We start from the raw sequence: 23,240 nt of genomic DNA, 5'->3' as shown, positions 1-23,240 counted from the left end.
ATAATTCATTATAAAAAACCTAAGGCCAACTGTCTTAGGTTTTTTTGTTAAACGCTTTTCAATTTTAAATCCTCAAATTCGTTAAAGCCATATAATATGCTATTTTTGCATAACAAAGTTTAACTTTCTATCAAATAGAGAAATAAGCCAAACCATCTGAAATGTTAAAAAAAACCTCCTTACTAATCGTTTTATTTTCCCTGTTTTTATTCAGCTCTAAAGCCCAGCAGTTTTATAGATTTAAAGCCGATATATCTATCAAAGACAAGCTAGCTAATGGCACATATAGGCTCACTATGGGTAAAGTATACTACGACAAACTATACAAAAAAATCGTATATCAGCTACACTTTCCTCAAAAAGAAACCATTGTATCGCAAGACACTGTACTTTATACCATAAACGACAAAAACCTTATAAGCAGCACCAGCAGGTCGCTAATTATACCCGAGTTTACTGCGTTTCACTTGGCCCTAACCGGCAAACTATCCGACTATGGACTCAAACCCGCTGCCAACGAAAAATCTATCTATAAAATAGCGAGTGTAGAGAAAACCTCTAAAGGCATAATGACTACTTTTGTGCCAGCTGAAGAAAGCTTCAAAAAGCTATTTGGAAATATAAAAATGCTGAATGTTAATAAAAAACTAGACGCCATGGTTTTCTATGACCCAAAAGGAAATATAGTTTCGCGTCAGTTTTTTAAGAAATATGTAAACGTAAAAGGCGTAGAGTTTCCGTCTGAAGTAACGATGATAAGTTACGGCGAAAAAGGAAACAAAAATATACAGCTGACTACCTACAAAAATGTAATAATAGACCAAAATACCGATGATGAAATATATCGTTATAAGCTTCCTATTACTAGGACTGCTGCCGCAAAAAAGTAACGCCCAAGCCACCTCGGTCTCGCTCTACAGAAAAGTATTGCCAGATGGCAATATTAAAAGAGAATATACCGAAGCCAAAGGAAACAAAAATGAAATAGAAGCCACGTTTTCGGGCTTGTTTTTGATGTACAAAACCTTCTTCTCTTCCCAAGACCTTACGGTGTGTACCTTTACGCCATCGTGTTCGGAATATGGAATTTTGGCCGTAAAAAAATTCGGAATGGTAAAAGGCGGTGTAATGACAATGGACAGGCTTACCCGCTGCAATGGCCTTTCGCCAAGCAACTACGAGCTAGATAAACAAACACTTCTGCTTAAAGACGAGCCAGGAGCCGAATCAAAAATCCAATTGGTGTCTACAAACAAATAAACCTAAATGACCAAAAGACTATTTATTTATATTTGCTTTTTTGCTTCCTTTCATAAAGTAGTTGCACAGGATTTGTTTTCGTTTGAAAACTCAAAAAAATTTGGCGAATACCTACTAAAATCAGGTCAATACGAGATAGCCTCGAGAGAGTATGAGCGACTCGTATACCTAAAACCCGCAGATGATACTCTTAAGCTAAACCTTTTAAAGGCCTATCGCTTATCAAACCGAACTGACTTGGGAATTAAGCGAACTTTGCAATTATTCCCAGACCAAAGTGCACTGCCATTTGATACTGCTTTGGAGTACTCAAAACTACTACTAAACAAACAGGATTGGATGGGTGCGAGAGAATTTTGGAAAGAAAGCAAAAACCTTCCGGCAGACGAAAAAGTATTACTAAACACAACCGTTAGTATATTTGAGTCTGACTTTAAAGCCGCCAATGGCTATTTGTCTAAAATCCAAAACAAGGAAAACTACCTCGCCAAAAACTACGCTTCAATACTTGACCGAGGCAACCTATCACAAATGAAAAGTCCTGCTCTCGCTGGAATAATGTCTACCATAATACCGGGTAGCGGTAAAGCCTATACCAAAAACTGGAAAGACGGCCTCGTTTCCATGATTTTTGTGGGAGGAATGGCATTTCAGTCGTACCGAAACTTTAGTAACAAAGGATTTAAAAACTACCGCGGCTGGGTGTATGGAGGCATTGGCTTGGGATTTTACTTAGGCAATATATACGGTTCCGTAAAGTCAGCAAAAAACTATAACAAAAAGAAAATCAACGCCTTACAGCATGAAGCTAGTACTCACTTTAATCTGTATTATTAATTCGATTTTTGTAAACGCCCAAAGCCTTTCTGAGACTTTGAGATTTGCAGATTCGCTTTACACCAACCAAACCTACGAACTGGCAACGGAATCTTACAAAAGAGTACTTTTTTTTGACAAAAATGGCGTTTACACAAACCAAACATACCCTAAAATAGCGGACTGCCTATTTCAAACCGAAAAATACGACGAAGCAGCTACCTATTTTGATTTGGCTTATTTTTCAGAATCAAACGAAGAAAAAAAGTCAGATCATTTATTAAAAAAAGCGGCTAGTCTATTGATTTTGAAACAATACGACTATGCACTTATTGAAATTTACAATTTACCAGAAGCGTTAACCGAAGAGCAGCAAAAAGAAAAAAACACGTTAGAAGCCATTATTTACTTCGCCAAAAACGAGTTTGAAGCGTCCCGCAACTCTTTTAATCAAGTAGCCTCAGATACCACTAAAATCAATTCCCTTTTTGTTCAAAATAAAAAAGTAGACAGAATAAAACCCAAAACAGCCAAAGTACTCAGTATGATTATCCCCGGCTTGGGCCAACTTTACGTGGGCGACATCAAAAACGGCCTCAATTCATTCATCTTAACCGGCGGCCTGCTTACACTTGGTATTCATTCGGCGATTGTAAATAGCCCACTAGATGCGGCATTTGCGGTATTGCCTTGGTTTCAAAGATATTACCAAGGAGGATTTAAAAAAGCAGAGATAATAGCCAAGGCAAAAATAGACGAAAAGCGATTTGCCATCTACAACAAACTTCTGGATAATATCCAACCTAATTAAAATAGAAAAAGGCTATTAACGAATTTTAAGTTAATTCAGTATATTGCAGCGTTAAAAAGTTATTTAAAGGTAAATATTTTTTTCTTATATAACCTAGTAAGCACAAACACCCCCTAATACACTGAAATGAACATACGTACTTTAAGTATCGTAACGATACTGTATTTATTATTGCCTAATATTATTTTCTTGTTTTGTTGGTTAGACAACCCGTATAATTTTTTAACAATCCCACCCTTACTAGCCTCATACTTTTGGTATGTCGGATCTAAATACGCCTATCAAACATCGGGAGTTCCACTCAAATCGGCATTGACAGTATTGATATTATCGGCAATAATAGTTGTAGTATCGGGCACAGGAGGATATTTTCCGCAATGCTATGATTTCTGGACACATAATGCCCGACTTAACGACTTATACGAGCACGCCTTTCCAGCCACTTTGCAAAACAATCACACCTATTATGCATACTATTTTGGTTTTTATTTGACCCCAGTGCTTATTTCGAAAATATTAGGCGGTTATTTATTATTTACAAACTTTGCCTATTTAACTCTTGGCGTTTTTGTGGGATTAATGTGGTTTATCATTTATTTTGAGTTTGATTTTAAAAAAATAATTTTAGGCTTATTAGTATCTACTCCGTCTATTTTCTTTTTGAACTTTATCACATTTGGTTTTTATTCAAAATACGTCCACGTGGGCAATAACCTTTGGCTGCACGATTTCTTTAAAGGCTTACAATGGGAACCTCACCAACTTATTCCCTCATTTATATTTGCGGGACTGATATTATTTGAAACCAAAAATCATAAATGGCCGATTTTAGCGATTCTGATTGCTCCATTAACCGTACTTTGGGGGCCATTTGTTAGTATGAGTATTACAAGTATACTTGTTTTTTATGTGATAATAAATGGTATAAACAAAAGCGACTTCTATCTTTTTAAACAATACAAATTGATTTTCAGCCTTTTGCTGGTGATAGTTAGTTGCTTACCAATTTTATTTTTTTTAGGGAGTAATCAAATGTCAGGAAAGTTTGAAGTCCTACCCGCTATTGGAAGAGAAAATGGACCATTTGCTTACCTAATTTTCATATTGTTAAACTTTGGCCTGCTCGGATTATTTTTGATTTTTAAGGTCAAACAAAATCGGGCTATTTTAATAAGTGTGCTAATTTATCTTTCTGTTGCTTCAATATTGAAACTTGGGTATTACAATGACTTTTTAATAAAATCTACACTTCTTCCGTTGCTAATTCTACATTTTTCGTTTGGTTCTGTAGCTGTTAAACACTTTAAGACTTTTATCAAAAGCCCATCTTTTATTCTATTGTTTATTATTTACATTTCGGGCTTTATCCCTACCCTAAAAAACCAAACCAAAGACCTAAAACTTAGTAATGTTTTCCTTTTAGAAAAAAACCAAAATAGTAAAGTTTTTGATGCATATACCGACATACATGAGAATCTATTGAAAAGATATACCGAACGAGAGGCCTATCAATACCACGGCGATATGAACTCATTTTATGCCAGAAAACTTGCTCCTAAAAGCATAGAAAAGTCAATAAAACTAAACGCTGAAAAGAGAAGCAAACCTTCAAATTAGTTTAGTTTCAAATTTCTATTTCGTCCGTAAAATAAAAATAGAACTATTATTTCATAAATTGGGGGAGCTTTTGCTAGTTTTAAATTTTGGCTCGATGTAGCCTAATAGTTTTAGAAGATAACCTCAGGTAAATGTACCCGAACATACGTCGTTTTCGTATCACCATCAGCAGAGAAGTATTTGTCAAAATATACATTCTATTATTTGCCGTCACCTATATTGCAACTGAACTATTTTCTTTTTTTGATATCATTTCGAGCGGAGTGTTTCGTGTATTTTGGCTTTTGTTTTTAATAGTAGTTTTTGTTTTTTTTAGGTTCAAAACACCACAAACATACTACAAGCCAAAATTTATTGATATCTGTTGGTTCAGTGTCTTGGGTTTACTAGCGATACTCGCCATTTTTACCCCACCAAACAACTACGACTCCATGGCCTATCACTTGGCTAGGGTGATGCATTGGATCCAAAATGGAAATATTGAACACTACCCTACAAGCATACTAAGGCAGCTATATTACAACCCATTAGCGGAGTACCTTTCTTTACACTTAATCTTAATTTTCGGAAATGACTATTTCGTTAACCTTATTCAACTTTTCGCCCTATTAGGTTCATCATTAAGCATTTCACTTATAATCTCTAAATTTACAACTTCTAAAAATATACAGTTATTAGGGGGTATTTTGATTTGCTCAAACCCAATGGCAATTTTAGAGGCTACCACCACTCAAAATGACCTCGTTGCCACTTTCTTTTATTTAAGTGCTTTATATTTCGGACTTCAATATTTTAATTTTACCAAAAAGAAATCTGACGGACTTTGGCTTGTCTTGTCGCTTACTTTAGGTGGCTTGGTAAAGTTCTCAGTTTGGATTTTCTTTTTGCCTATACTTATCTACTTTACAGTCAGAAATTTCAGGGCTGTCTATCACATTGCAGCATATGGTGTATTGGCTTTTTTATTCTTTTTTACGCCTTTCTTTTATAGAAACTATCACACTTTTGGTGGCGTGTTTGGACCAAGTGGCGATAGTAAATTAAACATCCAAGTATTAAACTCTACCTTTAATATTCAAAATTTATATTCTAACGCATTACGAAATTTAGCCAATAGTCTTGGGCTGCCGTTTAATATTTGGAACAATATCATTGATAGTATTATTGTGTGGCTTCATGATATTTTCAATCTAAAGATAGACTCTCCCGTAAATACGTATAGAGAAGTAAAGTTTAAAGCTTTTTTTGGATATACCGAAGATAACATCGGCTACTTCCTAGGGTTTATACTTTCAGTTTGGGCACTTATTTTACTTTTCAAAAACTGGCAAAAACTAAAGCCCGCACGCTTAATTGCTTTTTTTTGTATTTCTGGCTTTTTAACTTTTAGTTTTTTGTTAAAATATCAGCCCATGCATCAGCGGCTTTTATTACCTATTTCAAGTTTGATTTGTGTTTGGTTTGCGTTGACATTTTCAGAGCGTCAGCTCCGATATTTTACTTTAGTCTCTTTAGCATTTAGTACTTTTTTAATTTTTGTAAACAAATCAAAGCCTATTTGGGTCATCGAGAAAACCGCACGAAACTTGCTTCATCAGCCACCCAATATGCTTGAAATTGACAAATCGATTACTCAAAAACCGTTTATTGACTCTTTAAAGCTTTTTTATTTAGACCAAAACAAAAACTTTAACAACAGCTTTTTAATCAAAAAACATTTATCTGAAAATCAGAAAAAAGAAGCGTATCTCTTCTTAAAAAAGAAAAACTTATTAAATACTAGAGAAGGGATATTTAAACAAAGTAGAACAGAGCAATATTTTGCAAACAAACCGTATTTGTTTGAAGAATACAACAAAATAAAAAGCATATTAGAAAAAGACAACTGTCAAAATATAGGCTTACAAATAGGTTTTGATGCCATGGAATACCCACTTTGGGTTATGAACCCCCATAAGAAATTCGAACACATCAATCCATTTCCAGAACTTCATTTCCCCGAAAAACAAGAGTCCTTTGACTGTCTAATAACAGACCAAGAAAAGCTCACTTATCACCCGCTAACCAAACAAAAATACACAGTGGGTGAAATGTTTGTCATCATTTTTTAGAAAGAAACACCGTTATTTTTTAATATCTGAATAGCCTCAGGCTTCCCTTTTTTGGCTGCTTTAATATAATACTCTTTAGCTACCTCTATTTTACCTCTATTGGCATAGTTTATTCCGATATTATACTCATAATCACCCGTGGTGTCATAGACAATAGCCCTCTGCCAATACTCTACGGCTTTGTCGTTTTCTCCGAGTTCGCTAAGAGACACCCCAATATTTCTATAAGCAGGCAAATAACTTGGAGCCAATGAAATTAGCTTATCGAGCATACTTATCTCTTTTTGTAGGTTTCCTCGTAACCTTTCCAAAAAAGCTAAGTTTAGCCTGGTATCGTATTTATCAGGATAGAGCCTAATTATTTCCTTATTAGTAGCCTCCGCTTTATCATACATTTTTAATTCCGTCAGTATTTGAGCATGCGTGGTTAGGAAATCAAAATCAGTAGGGTTCTGTTCTATCGCCTTTACTGAATAAGGCAGAGCTTTTTCAAATTGACCCGTCCTAAGCATAGCAAGTGCCGTAAGCCACTCAGTACGTGAAGAAATCGGCAAAAACTCTCGCGATTTTTCAATGTATTTAAGTGCCTCAGGATAATTTTGCTCATCCACAAACATAGAACCCAAAGTTCGGCATACATCGGCATTTTTAAATCCATTGTTATCAGCCCTTTGTAAATACTGCTTGGCCATGGGAAAATCATTTATACCTAAATAATACCAGCCCAAGTTACTCAAAACCATAGCGTCTTCTGGGTAAGACTCTTCGGCGGGCTTAAACAAAGTATATAGGTTTTTCCAGTGCGTAGTTTGGAAAAAAGTAATGGCAGCAAATATCAATGCTATTAAATATCCAAAACCTTGAAACATAGAACTTTTCTTCTTTAAATAATCAAGTCCCAACGCAAACAAAAACAATGGCCCAATGGAAGAAAGGTAAAAGTATCTATCTGCAAATATGGCACTACCCACAGGCAAAATCTGAATAACGGTAGAAATGGCAATTACAAAAAACGATACCGCCCACCAAATGAGCTTATTCTTTCTACCTAAAAGAAACGCGGCTATTGCAAACAAAATAAATCCAAGTGCAGCTAATGAAAAAATACCCGGTATGGAGCCGTCAATTTTGGGAGGGTACGGATAAAATGGAATCAAATTAACTGGAAAAATTGCCTTTACCCAATACATCAAAAACGAATAAGATACAATCTTAAATCTTTCAAAAGGCGTATAGGCTGCATTGATAACAGCGGTGGCGTCTGCACCGGCGTCTTTTTGGGCATGAGTAGCTATGTAAGCAAAAATTAAAGTAACGACAAAATACGGGATTTTATCTAAAAGCTCTTTTACTGAAAAAGGCTTCTTTAAAATCCACCAATCTGTAATAATTAACAATGCAGGAAGCACTACAGCCATACCTTTTGATAAACAAGCGAGCACAAAATAGGCAAGTGAAATCGCATAAAATGACTTTTTTTCTTCTTTTTTTACTTTTAAATAATAGAAAAACGAAAGCAACAAAAATAAAGTATAAAGTACGTCTTTACGCTCTGCGGCCCACGCCACCGATTCCACGTGTAAAGGGTGAAGAGCAAAGAAAACTGCGGTAATCAAACCTACAAATTCAGAAAAAGCCAGGTAACGTAATATCTTGAAAATTAAATAACTATTAATAGTATGAAGCACCAAATTATTAAAATGATACAGCCAAGTACTTTCGCCCACCAACAAATACTCTAAAGCCAAAGTAAGCATGGTAAGCGGGTGATAATTACCCACATGAAAACCCGTAAGTAAAGAGTTTAAATCAAAGGTTTTAACGGCTTCATTTAGCTTTATGTAAGGGTCGTCGTCCCATACAAAACCGTTTTGCCAAACCATAGCATACGAAAGAAAAACTCCTACGGCCAAACCTAAAAATACGTAAAGTGGTTTTAAAGTAGACGGAGCGTCTAAAGTTATATTTTCGGAGATTTCTGGATTAATCGTTTTTTTACTTTTTTTTGCCATTGTTAATGCACGTTTTCTTTAGAATCAAAAGCCTTTAGGTTTGATAATTTGTAACAAATTCGTGAAATTTACGTTTTGCTGTACTTTGATTTTACAAAAATAAATAATTAGCAACACCCAAACATAGGGTTTTGAATAAGTTTATTTAAAAAAACACGAACTACAACTACCTAAACATATATTATGCCAATACGTCTTGTTATTTTTTGCCTGTTCATTTCATTGTCGTCTTACTCCCAAAATGCGGTAGACGAACAAGGAGATAATCTTGTGGCCGCTGACGACCTAAAAGCCGAATTGACTTTTATGGATGGTATGAAATATTACAACATCGAAAATTTTAAAATGGCAGAAACCGTCTTTAAAGGACTGACCGAAAAGGACTCAAAGTCAGGTGCTGCATTTTTTATGTTGTCTAAAAGTCAGACGAATTTAGAAAAATGGCAACTCGCTGAGAAATCGGCTGAAAAGGCCGTAGAAATAGAAAAAGAAAACACTTACTATCTAGAGCAATACGCACTTCTTCTAAACCACAACCAACAATTTAAAGAAGCGGCAAACGTGCTTAAAAAACTAATTAAAATTAGTCCAAACAAAATTGCTAATTATTTTAAACTTGCAGAAGTGCTATCAGTAGAAGGCAAAGATTCAGATGCACTAAGAGTTTTTGATGATATCGAAAAAAATATCGGGTATTCTGAAGAAGCGAGTCAGAGAAAACAAATGTTGCTACTCTCAAAAAACAAAGTTGATGCGGCCTTAAAAGAAGGCAACAAAATTGTAAAAAATGACCCTGCGTATATACTGGAGCAAGCGAAAATAATGCTCACCAACAACAGAACGGATGAGGCAGAGAAGATGCTAAAAAATGCAATTGCAGATGCTCCAAACTTTGGCGAAGCGTATGGCCTACTGTCTGACATTTATTTTAAAATAGAATCTCCCAAGCAAAGCTTAGAGTTACTTAACAATGCATTGAAATCGGAGAGCCTGACGGCCTCAATGAAAATCAAACTTTTGTTTAACTATATTGGCAGCACAAAAGGAAAACTTAGCTTAGAAGAAACCGACACCGCCATAAAAATAGCAGAGGAACTTTCAGTAAGCAATCCTAACGAAGCTACACTTTATGTAATAAAAGGTGATTTGAATTATAAAAAAGCTAATCTCAAAGAAGCAAGGGAAAACTATCTTAAAGCGGTTGATTTAAATAAAGGTTTGTACGAAGCATGGCTGGCTATCGTAGAGCTTGACACAAAAATAGGGTCTATGAAAGACCTAGAAAAACACTCTGAAAAAGCTTTAGAATATTACCCAAATCAAGGTTTCTTTTGGTATCATAACGGTTTTGCCCTCACACAAAACAAAAAATATGAGGATGCCATTATCTCATTGGAGGAGGCAGCTGCATTGAGCACCCAAAATCTTGAGCTCAGTACGCACATTCAAGCCCAATTGGCTGACTTGTATGCTATTACCAAAGATTACAGAAAAGCAGAGAAGTCATACCAGTTGATATTAACCAAAAATCCAAACCAAGAGCAGGCTCTTTTTGGGTATTGTAAATTTTTATTGGTTCTAAAAAAAGACCTACCGGTTAGCAAGTCTTTAGCCGAAAAACTTATTAGTATTAAACCAAAAGAAAGCGACTATTTGGCCATCTATGCACAAACTTTGGCTCAAACGGGCGACTTCAAAAAAGCACTAACAGAGATAAATGAGGCAGAAAAAAATGCACCTCAGGACTCAAAATATATATTTGACCTAAAAGGAGATATTCTATATAAATTAAACCTAAAAACAGAAGCTAAAACGTATTGGGAAAAAGCAAAAACTCTTTCTCCAGAAGACGCCACTTTAGACAAAAAACTAAACGAAGGTATCTAGTCCTAAAATAATAAACCATAAATGAAATTCTTAAACCTACTGATAATAACAATTTTTGTAGCTGGTTTTACAAGTTGCAAAAGTCATAAACTCAAAAAAAACGAGGTAGTAATTACAGCGAACCCCGGTATCCCTGAAGAAATTAAACCCTCTCAAATAGATACAATTAAGGCTATTGAAGCTATTCCTAAGGTTCATTTTGAAACTTTAGAGACAAATTTTGAAAGTATTAAGATCAAATCTAAAATTAGCATAAAGTCGGAAAAGCTAAATCAGTCGATACCTGCAAACATACATATCAAAAAAGACAGCACCATCTGGATTTCGGTGGCTATCGGTCTAGAAGCAGCAAGAGCAAGTATCACAAAAGATTCCATTTTTTTGTTAGACAGGCTAAATCGAAAAGCATACATGGCGAGCTTTAAAGAACTGAGCAAACAGTTCAATTTTGAAATCACTTATCAAATGTTGCAATCCTTTTTGGTTGGAAACCTCCCGATATCTATAAACAGCGAAGATCTTTTTACTAAAAACCCTAACTTTAATCAGGTTTTTCAAAAAAGAAACACGGTAGAAGTTTTAAACAAATTTGATTTAGAGCTTAACCGTATTTTTGAAATAGAAGCAAACGACACTAACTCAGATGTAAATCTTAAAATAGCCTATAAAAGCTATACCAAAGCAGATGAAAAACTGATACCTAAGCTTATCTTAGTGTTACTAAATACAGACAATAACCCGAGCTCGCCTAACGTAAGTATAGAGATAGAACATTCTAAATTTGATTTTTTAGATAGAGATGTTAGGTTCCCTTTTAATATTCCTAAAGGATATTCGATTGAGCCACTTCCTAAATTTTAATTCCAGAATTAGTGCAGTACCTAAAAAAAATAATATTCTTATTAATAACGCTTTCCACATTTGTGGCTGCCCAAGCACAAACTAAAAAAAGTAGGGCATCGCTTGAGCAAGAGAAAAAAAACAACCTCCGAAAAATAGCAAGTGTTAGAAAAATCCTGAACAATACCCAAAAAGAGAAAGAAAGTAGTGTAGGCGAAATAAAAGCAATTGGCGAACAAATAGACAACCAAGAGAAGCGAATCGAATTGGTTTCAAAAGATATAAACCTGATAAAGGTAGAGATGGAAGAGCTAAAAAAGGCTCAATCTGAATTGGAATTAAAACTCAAAAATCTGAGACACGAATACGCAGAAATGCTTTATAAAGAGTCAAAAAATAGCAGTAAACTTACCAAACTAGGCTTTCTTTTTTCTTCAAGTTCTATAAATGAGCTTTTTATGCGGTATAAGTATTTGGAACAATATACTGAAAACAGAAAGCAACAATTAGTACAAATCAATAAAATAGCGGAGATGCTCCGCGAGCGTCAAAAAACGCTTCTTCACAAAAAAATAAGCCAACAGCAACTAATAGAAGAGCTAAAAATAGAAAATAAAAATCTGGCGGTATTGAAAGACCGACAAAGTCTGGTTTTGGAAGATTTAAGTAAAAGAGAAGAAGAGTTAAAAGCCCAACTAGAAAAGTCGAAAGCTGCCGTTTCTAACCTTAATAGCTTAATTTCTAAGGTAATTACAGCAGAAAAAACTACTCGGAAAGTACCGGCATCAAGAAGAGAGATAGAAGAAACCAGAACGAAAACCGCTAAGACAGAGTCTAAAACCAAGGCTGCTGAACCCGAGAAAAAAGAAACCGTTAGCTATGCTACCAATAGTAGTAAGAAATTTAAAAATTTTGCGGCTGCAAAACATAACCTTTCTTGGCCCGTCAATGGCTTTATTTCAGATAGATTTGGAGTGAAAAACCACCCGGTACTAAAAGGCGTAAAAGTAGACAACAACGGCATCGATATTCAAACCGAAAACGGAGCTACTGTAAGAGCAGTTTTTGAAGGTCTGGTCTTGGATATTTCTCAAATACCTGGATTAAATAATGTGGTGGCTATACAGCACGGCGACTATTATACGGTTTATGCTAATCTTGAGACTGTAAATGTGAGAATAAATCAAGAAGTAAATATTAACCAAGCTTTAGGCACTGCCGCAAAAAAAGATGGATATCATGAAATTAATTTCCAAATTTGGCATAATTTCGACAAACTTAACCCCGAGCCTTGGCTTGTAAACAAATAATCGTATGTCAGTACATTCTGAAATAAAAAGAGTAACAACCAACACACTAAAAGAACTTAAAAAGAAAAACGAGAAAATCGCTTGTTTGACTGCTTATGACTTCTCTATGGCTACACTTGTAGACGCCGCAGGTATAGAATTAATATTGGTTGGAGATTCGGCTTCAAATGTAATGGCCGGTCACGAAACCACTTTGCCCATAACTTTGGACCAAATGATTTATCACGCCCAGGGTGTAGTAAGGGGAGTTAAAAGAGCATTGGTTGTGGTAGACCTTCCTTTTGGTAGCTATCAGGGTAATTCAGAGGAAGCTTTGAGGTCAGCTATCAAAATCATGAAAGAATCTGGTGCCCATGCTGTAAAAATGGAAGGCGGAAAAGAAATAGAAGAATCAATAATTCGTGTTTTAAGTGCGGGTATTCCTGTTATGGGCCACTTAGGTTTAACGCCACAGTCTATCTACAAATTTGGAACATACACGGTAAGAGCCAAAGAAGATGAAGAGGCTGAATTATTGATAGAAAACGCCAAACTTTTACAAGAACTAGGCTGTTTTGCTTTAGTGTTAGAAAAAATACCAGCCAAACTTGCAACTTTGGTAAGCCAGCAAATTGAAATACCGACGGTAGGAATTGGAGCAGGAAACGGATGCGACGGCCAAATATTGGTGGTTCATGACATGCTTGGAATAAACAAAGATTTTTCACCGCGTTTTTTAAGACGATACGCCGACCTTGCAGGCATAATGCATGGTGCATTTACCTCATATATAGAAGACGTAAAGTCAGGAGATTTCCCTAACCAAAAAGAATCGTATTGAGCATGAAATTCAAGTCTACGCCTGCCCTATTGTTTTTAGTGATGCTTGTGGCAGGCATTGTCTTGGAGTCATTTATACCATTCAAAATCAGCATTGGACTATTCGTAACTTCTTTGTTGGTTTTGTTTTTTGTATTCATTCGTAACAAAAACAGTATCTTCAAAAACCTCACATTTGTCACTTGGTTTTTGTTTGGAGTAGTTATTTCAAAAATTCATTCGATTGGCATAAACGCTTCAAAGCCTATATCTGGATCAGCATTTAGTTCTTACCTAGTCCAAATTAATTCTCCTGCCGAAATAAAACCTAAGACCTATAAAGTAGAAGGCAAAATACTAGCAATTAAAACGGATAGCCTTTGGCAAAAAAAAGCTGAAAAAACTTTGCTTTATTTCTCAAAAGACATGGGCGTTTTGCCTAAATATGGTGAGGTATATCTTATAAAAGGCTCTCCAAGAGAAATAGAAGCACCCAAAAATCCTTTGGAGTTTAACTACAAAGCATACCTTCAAAAAAAATATATTTATACGCACCAGTTTCTCCGAGAAGGAGATTTTAAATATGCCGGCAAAGCCCCAATTAGTTCGTTATTTCAATTTGCCTACGGCCTAAACAATCGCACCCAAGAAATTTTCGAAACAGTTTTTGACAATCCAAAAGCACTAGGAGTAGCAAATGCATTGGTGGCCGGCGAAAAATCAGGACTAGACTTTGAAACTAAACAGTCTTATTCAGCAGCCGGGGCAGTACATATATTGGCAGTATCAGGACTTCATGTCGGTATTCTTTTTCTTATTTTAAAAATAATATTTGGAAAGATTCTCAATCCTAAAAAAATCTGGTTTACGGTAGCAGTTTTAGGTGTATTGTGGCTGTATGCTTTATTTACGGGCCTTAGCCCAAGTGTATGTAGGTCCACTTTTATGTTTACACTTATACAATTAGCACCACTTTTAAAACGCGACCATAACTCTATTAATGTTTTACTAGTTTCTGCAATTGTGTTATTAATTATTAACCCAAATTGGATATACGATGTGGGTTTCCAACTGTCATACCTAGCTGTTTTTGGCATCATTTTCCTCTATCCTCGACTCAGAAACCTCCTTGAAATAGAAAACAAATACTTACGCTGGCTTTGGGAAATCTCTTTGGTTTCATTTTCAGCTCAATTGCTTACATTTCCTTTAAGTCTGTATTATTTCCATCAATTTCCGAATTATTTCTTACTAACAAACCCCATTGTGGCAATATTAAGTATGCTAATTTTACCAGTTGGCATCTTTGTAATTTTACTCTTTGAGGTGCCGTTTATAGGGGCTTTTTTAGTATATATTTTCAAAACGCTCATAGCAGTGCTCAATTACTTGGTGTTTTATATTTCTGATTTAAAGTTCTCAACTACTACGCGTCTGGAACTTGGTACATATTCTGTTATTTTGCTTTTTATGTTTATCGGCTTAATAATTCATTTTTTCACTAGAAGAAATAAACTTTCACTTATAGCAGCAAGTGTTTTAGTATTAATATTAAGTGTTCAAAAAATATATAAGACTTACGAGCAAAACCAAAGCAACGAGCTTACCTTTCACTACATACCTAGAGGTTATGGAATTAGTATTTTAGACCAAAGAGAAGCAAATTTTATTTCTACTAAAGAGTTAATTGATGACCCCTTGATTACACAGTTTCACTTAAAAAACTACTATGACCACATGGGAATCAAAGCAGAAACTAGAGTTTCGAGTGAAAATAGAAGTATGTTAAAAATTTCGAAAGAAAACTTAAAGGTGCAATGGGTACTTGATCAAAATGCAATCTCAGACCTTGACCTGACAGCGGACTATCTTATGATTTCGAATGATGCCATTAGAGATTTAGAAATCCTAAAACACTATAAAGGTCAAATAATAATAGATGGCTCCAATAAAAAATGGTACATAGAAAACCTACAAGAACAAAACAAAAACTATAACCTAAACCTGATATCACTTTACGACTCTGGTTCAAAAACATTTAAAATATAATTCAATGAAAAAAATACTGAACATCTTATTTATTGCAGTTGGAGTATTGGTAATCACCTTATTTGCAATCAGATATTGGACAAAAAGCCATAGCCCTTTTGAGAAAATAAAAGGAGACACCAAAAAAGGGAAAGTTGAGATAGGGTATTGCAGGCCATTAAAAAAAGACCGCAAAATTTTTGGTTCGGTGGTGCCATACGAAACAGTCTGGAGAACAGGAGCTAACGAAGCAACAACAATCGAATTTACTAGTTTTGGTACATTCGGTGGCAGAAAAGTAAAAGCTGGAAAATACAGCCTTTGGACCATTCCTTCACCTAACTACTGGACCGTCATATTAAATAACGAAACAGGTCAGTGGGGAACAAACTACGATGAAAAAGCAGATTACCTTAGATTTAAAGTAAAAGCAGAAACTTCTGATAAGCCAATAGAGCAACTCACAATTAAACTCGAAAAAGAGGAAAACGGCTTAAACTTTTATTTGGGTTGGGAAAATACAGTTTTGAATATCCCAATCAGATAAACTTAATAAAATATTTTGGCTGCTTCTCGGGTTTTATCTAACAAATGAATAAGTTTTTGACTTGCACTTAACGGGAAAATTTCACTTTCTAGTTTTCCTGCTTGTAGACATGCATGAACTTCGTCTGCTTCATAGTTGTACCCAAAAGTATCGCGAGGGAAGTCAAAAACCACAGGTTCTTGATCTTTGAGGTGTAAGGTCACCTTTTTGGATTCATGAAACTTGGTGTGAATCGTTATTTTTCCAAGTTCACCATATATAATAGCCTCACAGTTAGTATCACACCCAAATGTGCAATTTAGCAATGCCGTTGACTCATTATCATATTGAAAAAGCATCGATGTGGTTTCATCTACACCGGTTTGAGCAAAAATACTTGAAGCCTTGATAGCAGATGGATACCCCAAAATTAATAAAGATAAATATATAGGATAGATACCGATATCGAGCAAAGCTCCTCCCCCTAACTTCTGGTTGTAAGCTCTGCCTTCAAAATCCTTTATAGCTTTAAAACCAAAATCTGCATGGAGAGTGATTATTTTACCTAAAACCCCTGATTGTATTATTTCTAACGTTTTAAGGGTGCTTGGCAAAAAACGCGTCCACATTGCTTCCATTAAAAACACCTTTTTTTCTCTAGCTGTGGTAATCATTTGATTCACTTCGCTCTCTTCCATACCAAATGGTTTTTCACACAAAACCGGAGTACCGTTGTTTAAACAAAGTAAAGTATGTTGTAAATGAAATGGATGAGGAGTGGCTACATATACCACGTCAACTTCAACGGAGAAAAGCTCTTCGTAATTTCCAAAGGCATGCTTTGCATCGTGCCTAAGAGCAAAGTCTTGTGCTCGTGCTAAAGATGTACTCGAAACTGCAAACAGTTCGCCGTATGTTGTACTTTTTAAATCTGATGCAAATTTTTCAGCAATTCGCCCTGCACCTATTATTCCCCACTTTATTTTTTTCTCCATTGCTCAAATTTAGGCAAGTTATATGCGTCCACAAACCTTGAACGTAAAATAATTATCTGATAACTATTTTTCTTGATTGCTTATAAATGGGACTGCTGACTTTTAAAACATAAACGCCAGGTTTTAATCCTTGATTAAATGTAATTTTAAAGGTATCGCGATCGAGTTCCATCACAGTAACGCCGAAGTCAGACCCCTGTACATCAACCAATTGAACTTTAAAGTCTTTAACAGAAGATTCCAATATTAAATAGTCTGTAGCCGGATTGGGGTATGCAACTATCTCAGGGTTAGGAAGTGGCTCATTGGCCAAAGGCACAAATCTAAAACTTGAATTAGGTCCATCGTATGTTTTACCTGCTTGGTCCGAGTATTTAAGCCTATAATAGTTTGTACCTACTACAGGATTTTTGTCTTTGAATTTATAGGTTTTGGTAATACTCGAGTTTATCGCTGCAAAGACTTCATCAAGCCTTACAAAAGTTTTATTATCGTCACTTTTTTCAACATATATATATTGAGAGCCACGCTCATACGTGGTAGTCCACAATAATTCTATTTCTTCAAATTCATTTAAAAATGACTCAAACCTACCAAAAACCACAGGAGGCGGTGTATCCAGCGTAAGTGACCAAAAATCAGATTGACCTCTATTCAGGTTTAAGTCTCCGTCTGTAGAGCGGGAACTTCCGGCCAAGAATAGCACCCCATCTTTTGAGAAAGTTCCACCTCGGGCCAAATCGATATCTGCCCCTCCTTGCAACCTATCGTATAGCACCTGACCTGTGGAAGCTTTAACCACACGTACCCAAACATCGGTGAGGGTACCTTTGGGCTTTACTGTTCCTATAGTAGATTCACTCGTTCCTATAAAATAAAGCTTATCATCAGAGCTTTCGAGCACCTTATAAAAACCATCATTTCCTGTGCCTCCATTTCGTGTGGCACTTAGAAGACTTCCTTGATTATCTATTTTTACAATTAAACCATCTTTTTCGCCCAAAGAACTACCTAAAACTCCAGATGTAGAGCTAGACTCTCCGGCTATCGCGTAGGTTCTGGTACTGCCAATTTCTGTTACAGAATGAAAAACATCCAAACTTAACCCACCGAAGCCTTTTGCCCAAGATTGTCTTCCAGACGCATCTATTTTTATAGCCAAACCGTCATAAAATCCTTGACCCGCACCCGGAATATCACGCTCTAATGAAAGTGTGGTACCTACCATTAAAAATCCATTATCTGAGGTTGGAATTATGTCATTCAGGTAATCTTCTAAACCACCACCATAGGTTTTCTCCCACATGGTATCCCCATAAGGAGTAAGCATAGCAAAATAAAAATCAGCCCTAGAAAAGGGACTTGCATTAATAGATCGTGTAGCTCCTACTACCATTTGGCCGCTTGGCAACACTTTTAAGGTAGGTTTCGAAAAACTATTTGTAGCTTGATATGAATTCGAACTTGAACTATTTCCGCCGTTAAACATCCTTTTTGAAACTACACTACCATCGAGCTTTAGCCTTACCATCAATAGTCCGCCATTTATACCATTGCTACTAGCATCGCCGTCGGTAGAGAGTGTTGAGCCCAGAATCACATATTCGTTATTGATAGTTTTTACTATACTTGTGGCTATATCTTCTTTTGAGCCACCAAAGGTTTTGGTCCATTCCAAATTTCCTTTTGCCGAAACCTTAATTACCCAAAAATCACTACCCCCTGCTCCATCAAAACCTTGGGAGTCTTTTACATCAAATGAGTTTTTACTAGTTGTAGAACCTACCACTATAAATCCGCCATCTGTACACTCTACAGCGTCATAAGCAATCTCGTTTCTTTCACCACCATATGCCTTTTGCCAATCCAAAATAAAGTCTTGGCCGAAAACTACGGTTCCCGAAAAAATGAAAAATAATATCCCAAATACTCTTGTAAACATGTATGCGAATTAAAGTCAAAAAAAAAGATAATCGCTCAAAATTCATGCCTAAGGCTATATAAACGGTACCAAATAATTATTAAAATCGATTTTCTTGAATTTTATCTCTATTAAACTTTTAAAATAAATACTTCGTATGTTGGAAAAAATGGATTAGGAAAAGGTATAAAAACATGGAATAACTTTCATACCACTGAAACCCTACCCCCCTTTTTGTTGTTTAATTTTTGAACCCAGATATTTAGTAAATGAAGATAGTAATTTCGCCAGCCAAAACGTTAGACTTTGAATCAGTTTTACCTACCAATGAGCATTCTTTGCCACGTTTTTTAGAAGAATCAAAAATAATAAATGAGTCACTTAAAAAGAAGTCAGCTAAAAAACTTTCTGATTTGATGAGTATTTCGGAAGCTTTATCTAAACTTAATTTTGAAAGGAATCAATTAAGAGACTTAGAAAACCCCGAAGAAAACGCAAGACAAGCTGTATTTGCTTTTAAAGGAGACGTGTATTTGGGTTTAGATGCATATACTTTAGATTCAGCTAAGATTGGACAAATGAACGATAAACTGAGGATTCTTTCTGGATTATATGGTTTATTAAAGCCTTTAGATTTGATTCAGCCGTATAGATTGGAAATGGGCACTTCTTTGAAAATCGGAAGAAAACCAAACCTTTATAAATATTGGGATGACAAAATCACAAATGCTATAAATGAGGAACTAGCTGAAGGTGAGCCTTTTATTAATCTTGCTTCACAAGAATATTTCGGAGTAGTAAAACCTCAAAAACTAAAAACCCCGGTGATTACCCCCGTTTTCAAGGATTTTGTAAATGGGAACCTAAAAGTCGTGAGTTTCCACGCCAAAAAAGCCAGAGGAATGATGGTAAGGTACATTTTAGACCACAACTTAGATGCCGCCGAAAGCCTAAAAACATTTAACTACGGAAACTACGAATACGATGACAAAGCCTCATCCGAACACGAATTTGTATTTATCAGGTAATTACTGAATGTGAATTGACTCTCCCAAACAGTCTTCAAAGCAATGATGTATTTGGAAAGTTTGCTCTACACCTAGCTTTTGCCCGGTTTGAGCTATTATATACAAAAAAACGAACCCTCCCAGTAGAAATGGCAAAATCCAGAGTATAGTGGCGTCTTGGTGCAAATTAAGCTTAGCTAAGCCCCAGATGGTTATAAAAAAAGAAGCAATTCCGAGGAGTATATTGCCAAAAAGAAACATTAACCAAACTGAAGGATTTGGACCATACCGTCCTCTTATTATCAAAGTGTCCCGATCGGTTTCTTCGAAAGAAATATTTAGTTGAGGAGACCAAAAATGCTGCTCAGATGCCTTGATGGTAAAAAAACCATGAGATTTAGAAAACCTTCCTTCTACATGTGGGTGCGTAGACCCATTGTTTTTAGCCATTCGCTCCAAAACCTCTTTTAATGGCTTATCGGTTTCAAAAGCAAATTTTGGTCTAACTCTAAAACTCGTCATTTTATGTTCATATTATGGTTGAAACATGAATTTAAAGGAGCGGGTACTAATAAAAAATGATTATAGACAGAATTTAAAACAAAAAAGCCTTTGACCAAAAGGCCAAAGGCTGTGATAATGTCGTAGTCCAAAAAAATTACATTCTGAAATGCGAGAACGCTTTGTTGGCATCAGCCATTCTGTGCGTATCATCTTTTTTCTTCACTGAGGCACCTTCACCTTTAGAGGCAGCGATAATCTCACCTGCTAAACGCTCTGTGATGGTTTTTTCTCCACGCTTACGAGCGTAGTTAATCATCCATTTCATACCTAGCGACTGCTTACGCTCAGCTCTTACTTCAGTAGGTACTTGAAAAGTAGCACCACCTACTCTACGGCTTTTAACCTCTACTGCTGGCATAACATTGTTCAATGCTTTTTTCCATACTTCTAATGGATTTTCGCTTGTACGTTTTTCAACAATCTCAAGTGCTCCGTAAAACACTGCATAGGCAAGAGATTTCTTACCATCATACATAAGATTGTTTACAAATTTGGTAACAGTTACATCCCTAAACTTAGGATCAGGTAACACGTACCTCTTTTTTGGTTTTGCTTTTCTCATTTCTTAAATTTTTAAGAAGGTTTCGTTTAATGATTTAAACTAATTCACATTCGGTAAAACCTGAACATTACTTCCCCTATATCAATACATCTATTTAAAGATGTTTAATAAAGATCAATGTTTGTTACTTTTTACCTTTTGTTGGTGCTGCAACCTGACCTGGCTTAGGACGTTTTGCACCATACTTCGAGCGACTTTGCTTACGGTTGTTTACACCGGCGGTATCTAATGCCCCACGAACGATGTGATAACGTACACCCGGTAGATCTTTCACACGACCACCTCTAATCAATACGATTGAGTGCTCTTGCAAGTTGTGACCTTCACCTGGAATGTAGGCATTCACCTCTTTCTGATTCGTAAGACGCACACGAGCAACTTTACGCAAAGCCGAGTTTGGCTTCTTAGGCGTAGTAGTGTAAACTCTTGTACAAACTCCACGACGTTGAGGGCAAGAATCCAATGCCGGAGATTTTGACTTGTAATTAAGTGTCTCTCTTCCTTTTCTTACTAACTGCTGTATAGTAGGCATTGTAAACTGTTAAAAATTAATTAAAAAATATTTTTCTCCCCTAAAAAGGGAGTGCAAAGGTAAGGAAATTTTGGAATAAGTAAAAGAAATGCAAAAAAGAAATGGAAGTTTTTCTTCAATATCAGCTAAATACTCTAAAATATTGATTTTGAAATACTTTTATTTCCTAAACTGATCTATTATACGCTGCAAGGCCTTGAGGGTATCTAGGTTACTAAAAAACTCATACAACTGTACATGTTTATCATAATCCAATATCAATCCTTCTTGCAAGTACTTATACGCTTCATTAAAATTGCTATCATAAAGTAAATAAACCGTAGCCCTAAAATAAAGATCAGCGTCTTCTGGCAACTCTTCTATACCTTCATATACAATTTCAAACGCACGGTGATACTCTTCATTTTCGAAATATAACAAAGACCAGTTTAACCAAATATCAGGATTGATTGGATCCAAATCTGCGGCTTTATAATAGGCCTCCCCCGAAGAAACCACATTGCCTAACTTTGATTCGTTATCACCTAACAATAACCAATAGTCGGCATTTATATCATTTAACTTAATTGCTTTTTTTACAAAATGAATAGACTCTAGGTATTTCTCTTGTTCGTACAAAACCGAACCCATTCCATACCATGCGTCGTCCCAAAACTCATCTAAAGTAGATGCTTCTTTGTAAAACTTATAGGCTTCGCCATATTCTTCTAATTTCTCATGCGATGCAGCCAAGTGAGTTAACACATCGGCATTAGGTTCTTCGTATTTTAGTGTATTCTGAAAAGCCTCCTTTGCTTTTTCAAAACTCTCCAAATTCATGAAAGTTAACCCCAGGTTATACCATCCAGTAGAAAAATCCTCCGAAATAGCCACCACAAATTCAAAAGCCTCTTGGGCTTTCTCAAATAAATTAAGACAATTGAAACTTAAACCTAATGCAAACCAAGCAAGGTGATTGTACGGGTCTAAATCTATTAATTTTTGAAAAAAGACAATTCCTTCTTCAGCCTTTCCCTGTATTTCGTAGCAATAAACGAGTTCATTAAACAATATTTCGTTTCTTGAGCCACCCTCTATGGCATCTTTAAATGCAACCACAGCCTCATCAAAAGCTCCTAGATTCATGTTAGCCATGCCAACCTGAAAGAGGATATTCTCTTTTTCTTCGGTTAAAATCAAAAGATTATTAAAAAGCTCCAATGCTTTTTCGTTTTCTCCTGTATAAATCAAGATTACACCGCGAAAATACTCGATTTCGTTGTCTGATGGATGAAAAATACTGGCATGGTCTAAAAGCTCATTTGCTTCTTCAAGCTCAAACTTATTGATCAACAACTGTACTTTATTTAACATCAACTCCAAAGAATTTGGATAATGCTTTAGTCCATATTTACAGGCTTTAAAAGCAAGTTCAAACTTGCCTTTCAGAAGATAATATTCTGAAAGAGACTCAAAGGTTTCTTCAGAAAAATAAGGAGCCTCTTTTTTTTTGAGCATATTTTCAAATCTCAGAGCCGCATCCGCCAAGGTTGCTTCATTAAACTCATCAAAGTGGTCACCATATTCTTGACTCATGCGGAAGGGGTTTTGCTATTAAATTCACTCAAATAAAATTAATAAAAGTCTATGATAACTTTTCATAA

The 23,240-nt window shown here is 35.7% G+C and carries 20 protein-coding genes; 13 read left to right on the top strand and 7 right to left on the bottom strand.

Annotated elements, in window-relative coordinates:
- The first annotated feature begins 161 nt into the window (after positions 1–161).
- The 6 genes from ACFOOI_RS18825 (at position 162) to ACFOOI_RS18800 (ending at position 6,615) form a co-directional block, all read left to right on the top strand.
- Positions 162–890 carry a hypothetical protein gene (locus ACFOOI_RS18825; RefSeq protein WP_379839617.1) on the top strand — a complete coding sequence of 243 codons (729 nt, stop codon included), beginning with the start codon at positions 162–164 and terminating at the stop codon, positions 888–890.
- Positions 832–1,260, top strand: a complete 429-nt coding sequence (gene yidD / locus ACFOOI_RS18820) for a membrane protein insertion efficiency factor YidD (protein WP_379839616.1) — start codon at positions 832–834, stop codon at positions 1,258–1,260. Before ACFOOI_RS18825 ends, yidD begins: the two co-directional genes overlap by 59 nt.
- A 6-nt stretch (positions 1,261–1,266) precedes the next feature.
- Positions 1,267–2,097, top strand: a complete 831-nt coding sequence (locus tag ACFOOI_RS18815) for a tetratricopeptide repeat protein (RefSeq protein ID WP_379839615.1) — start codon at positions 1,267–1,269, stop codon at positions 2,095–2,097.
- Complete coding sequence (locus tag ACFOOI_RS18810; protein ID WP_379839614.1) at positions 2,063–2,887, top strand: tetratricopeptide repeat protein; 825 nt, start codon at positions 2,063–2,065, stop codon at positions 2,885–2,887. Before ACFOOI_RS18815 ends, ACFOOI_RS18810 begins: the two co-directional genes overlap by 35 nt.
- 126 nt (positions 2,888–3,013) lie before the next feature.
- Positions 3,014–4,504, top strand: a complete 1,491-nt coding sequence (locus ACFOOI_RS18805) for a hypothetical protein (RefSeq protein WP_379839613.1) — start codon at positions 3,014–3,016, stop codon at positions 4,502–4,504.
- A 131-nt stretch (positions 4,505–4,635) separates the two neighbouring features.
- On the top strand, positions 4,636–6,615 hold the full coding sequence (locus ACFOOI_RS18800; RefSeq protein ID WP_379839612.1) for a hypothetical protein: 1,980 nt from the start codon (positions 4,636–4,638) through the stop codon (positions 6,613–6,615).
- Here the strand turns inward: ACFOOI_RS18800 and ACFOOI_RS18795 are convergent.
- Complete coding sequence (locus ACFOOI_RS18795; RefSeq protein ID WP_379839611.1) at positions 6,612–8,627, bottom strand: glycosyltransferase family 39 protein; 2,016 nt, start codon at positions 8,625–8,627, stop codon at positions 6,612–6,614. The genes ACFOOI_RS18800 and ACFOOI_RS18795 overlap by 4 nt on opposite strands.
- A 183-nt stretch (positions 8,628–8,810) precedes the next feature.
- Here ACFOOI_RS18795 and ACFOOI_RS18790 point away from each other — a divergent pair, with 183 nt between their 5' ends.
- From ACFOOI_RS18790 to ACFOOI_RS18765, 6 genes are read left to right on the top strand one after another with little or no spacing between them, the layout of a single operon-like run.
- A complete protein-coding gene (locus tag ACFOOI_RS18790; protein ID WP_379839610.1) occupies positions 8,811–10,514 on the top strand; it encodes a tetratricopeptide repeat protein in 1,704 nt (567 codons plus the stop codon).
- 21 nt (positions 10,515–10,535) lie between these two features.
- Positions 10,536–11,375: a DUF4292 domain-containing protein gene (locus ACFOOI_RS18785; RefSeq protein WP_379839609.1), complete on the top strand. Its 840-nt coding sequence runs from the start codon at positions 10,536–10,538 to the stop codon at positions 11,373–11,375.
- A gap of 11 nt (positions 11,376–11,386) precedes the next feature.
- On the top strand, positions 11,387–12,664 hold the full coding sequence (locus ACFOOI_RS18780) for a murein hydrolase activator EnvC family protein (protein ID WP_379839608.1): 1,278 nt from the start codon (positions 11,387–11,389) through the stop codon (positions 12,662–12,664).
- Between the two features lie 4 nt (positions 12,665–12,668).
- Positions 12,669–13,484 (top strand): 3-methyl-2-oxobutanoate hydroxymethyltransferase, encoded by an 816-nt coding sequence (gene panB / locus ACFOOI_RS18775; RefSeq protein ID WP_379839607.1) that lies wholly within the window; start codon positions 12,669–12,671, stop codon positions 13,482–13,484.
- Between the two features lie 2 nt (positions 13,485–13,486).
- On the top strand, positions 13,487–15,511 hold the full coding sequence (locus ACFOOI_RS18770; protein ID WP_379839606.1) for a ComEC/Rec2 family competence protein: 2,025 nt from the start codon (positions 13,487–13,489) through the stop codon (positions 15,509–15,511).
- A 4-nt stretch (positions 15,512–15,515) separates the two neighbouring features.
- Positions 15,516–16,037, top strand: coding sequence for a DUF2911 domain-containing protein (locus ACFOOI_RS18765; RefSeq protein ID WP_379839605.1), 522 nt, complete (start codon positions 15,516–15,518; stop codon positions 16,035–16,037).
- Between the two features lie 2 nt (positions 16,038–16,039).
- Here the strand turns inward: ACFOOI_RS18765 and ACFOOI_RS18760 are convergent, their stop codons facing one another.
- Positions 16,040–17,011: a Gfo/Idh/MocA family protein gene (locus ACFOOI_RS18760; RefSeq protein WP_379839604.1), complete on the bottom strand. Its 972-nt coding sequence runs from the start codon at positions 17,009–17,011 to the stop codon at positions 16,040–16,042.
- 52 nt (positions 17,012–17,063) lie between these two features.
- A complete protein-coding gene (locus ACFOOI_RS18755) occupies positions 17,064–18,953 on the bottom strand; it encodes a T9SS type A sorting domain-containing protein (protein WP_379839603.1) in 1,890 nt (629 codons plus the stop codon).
- A 248-nt stretch (positions 18,954–19,201) separates the two neighbouring features.
- Here ACFOOI_RS18755 and yaaA point away from each other — a divergent pair, with 248 nt between their 5' ends.
- Entirely contained in the window at positions 19,202–19,960 is a 759-nt protein-coding gene (gene yaaA, locus ACFOOI_RS18750; RefSeq protein WP_379839602.1) for a peroxide stress protein YaaA, read from the top strand.
- Here the strand turns inward: yaaA and ACFOOI_RS18745 are convergent, their stop codons facing one another.
- The 4 genes from ACFOOI_RS18745 to ACFOOI_RS18730 all read right to left on the bottom strand — a co-directional run bounded on the left by ACFOOI_RS18745 (position 19,961) and on the right by ACFOOI_RS18730 (position 23,172).
- Complete coding sequence (locus ACFOOI_RS18745; RefSeq protein ID WP_379839601.1) at positions 19,961–20,461, bottom strand: hypothetical protein; 501 nt, start codon at positions 20,459–20,461, stop codon at positions 19,961–19,963. It lies immediately after the preceding gene.
- Positions 20,462–20,597: 136 nt separating this feature from the next.
- Complete coding sequence (rpsG, locus tag ACFOOI_RS18740) at positions 20,598–21,065, bottom strand: 30S ribosomal protein S7 (RefSeq protein WP_379839599.1); 468 nt, start codon at positions 21,063–21,065, stop codon at positions 20,598–20,600.
- Between the two features lie 124 nt (positions 21,066–21,189).
- Positions 21,190–21,597: a 30S ribosomal protein S12 gene (gene rpsL, locus ACFOOI_RS18735; protein WP_379839598.1), complete on the bottom strand. Its 408-nt coding sequence runs from the start codon at positions 21,595–21,597 to the stop codon at positions 21,190–21,192.
- A gap of 159 nt (positions 21,598–21,756) precedes the next feature.
- On the bottom strand, positions 21,757–23,172 hold the full coding sequence (locus ACFOOI_RS18730; RefSeq protein ID WP_379839596.1) for a tetratricopeptide repeat protein: 1,416 nt from the start codon (positions 23,170–23,172) through the stop codon (positions 21,757–21,759).
- Positions 23,173–23,240 lie beyond the last annotated feature (68 nt).

Origin of the sequence: Lacihabitans lacunae (assembly GCF_042649125.1) — a bacterium.
Taxonomy (GTDB): domain Bacteria; phylum Bacteroidota; class Bacteroidia; order Cytophagales; family Spirosomataceae; genus Leadbetterella; species Leadbetterella lacunae.
This window is presented reverse-complemented; position numbering and strand designations above follow the sequence as displayed.

What these genes read in the sequence shown, in the direction of transcription:
- ACFOOI_RS18825 (WP_379839617.1), top strand. Translation starts at nt 162, where the DNA reads ATGTTAAAAAAAACCTCCTTACTAATCGTTTTATTTTCCCTGTTTTTA.
- yidD (WP_379839616.1), top strand. Translation starts at nt 832, where the DNA reads ATGATGAAATATATCGTTATAAGCTTCCTATTACTAGGACTGCTGCCG.
- ACFOOI_RS18815 (WP_379839615.1), top strand. Translation starts at nt 1,267, where the DNA reads ATGACCAAAAGACTATTTATTTATATTTGCTTTTTTGCTTCCTTTCAT.
- ACFOOI_RS18810 (WP_379839614.1), top strand. Translation starts at nt 2,063, where the DNA reads ATGAAGCTAGTACTCACTTTAATCTGTATTATTAATTCGATTTTTGTA.
- ACFOOI_RS18805 (WP_379839613.1), top strand. Translation starts at nt 3,014, where the DNA reads ATGAACATACGTACTTTAAGTATCGTAACGATACTGTATTTATTATTG.
- ACFOOI_RS18800 (WP_379839612.1), top strand. Translation starts at nt 4,636, where the DNA reads ATGTACCCGAACATACGTCGTTTTCGTATCACCATCAGCAGAGAAGTA.
- ACFOOI_RS18795 (WP_379839611.1), bottom strand. Translation starts at nt 8,627, where the DNA reads ATGGCAAAAAAAAGTAAAAAAACGATTAATCCAGAAATCTCCGAAAAT.
- ACFOOI_RS18790 (WP_379839610.1), top strand. Translation starts at nt 8,811, where the DNA reads ATGCCAATACGTCTTGTTATTTTTTGCCTGTTCATTTCATTGTCGTCT.
- ACFOOI_RS18785 (WP_379839609.1), top strand. Translation starts at nt 10,536, where the DNA reads ATGAAATTCTTAAACCTACTGATAATAACAATTTTTGTAGCTGGTTTT.
- panB (WP_379839607.1), top strand. Translation starts at nt 12,669, where the DNA reads ATGTCAGTACATTCTGAAATAAAAAGAGTAACAACCAACACACTAAAA.
- ACFOOI_RS18770 (WP_379839606.1), top strand. Translation starts at nt 13,487, where the DNA reads ATGAAATTCAAGTCTACGCCTGCCCTATTGTTTTTAGTGATGCTTGTG.
- ACFOOI_RS18765 (WP_379839605.1), top strand. Translation starts at nt 15,516, where the DNA reads ATGAAAAAAATACTGAACATCTTATTTATTGCAGTTGGAGTATTGGTA.
- ACFOOI_RS18760 (WP_379839604.1), bottom strand. Translation starts at nt 17,011, where the DNA reads ATGGAGAAAAAAATAAAGTGGGGAATAATAGGTGCAGGGCGAATTGCT.
- ACFOOI_RS18755 (WP_379839603.1), bottom strand. Translation starts at nt 18,953, where the DNA reads ATGTTTACAAGAGTATTTGGGATATTATTTTTCATTTTTTCGGGAACC.
- yaaA (WP_379839602.1), top strand. Translation starts at nt 19,202, where the DNA reads ATGAAGATAGTAATTTCGCCAGCCAAAACGTTAGACTTTGAATCAGTT.
- ACFOOI_RS18745 (WP_379839601.1), bottom strand. Translation starts at nt 20,461, where the DNA reads ATGACGAGTTTTAGAGTTAGACCAAAATTTGCTTTTGAAACCGATAAG.
- rpsG (WP_379839599.1), bottom strand. Translation starts at nt 21,065, where the DNA reads ATGAGAAAAGCAAAACCAAAAAAGAGGTACGTGTTACCTGATCCTAAG.
- rpsL (WP_379839598.1), bottom strand. Translation starts at nt 21,597, where the DNA reads ATGCCTACTATACAGCAGTTAGTAAGAAAAGGAAGAGAGACACTTAAT.
- ACFOOI_RS18730 (WP_379839596.1), bottom strand. Translation starts at nt 23,172, where the DNA reads ATGAGTCAAGAATATGGTGACCACTTTGATGAGTTTAATGAAGCAACC.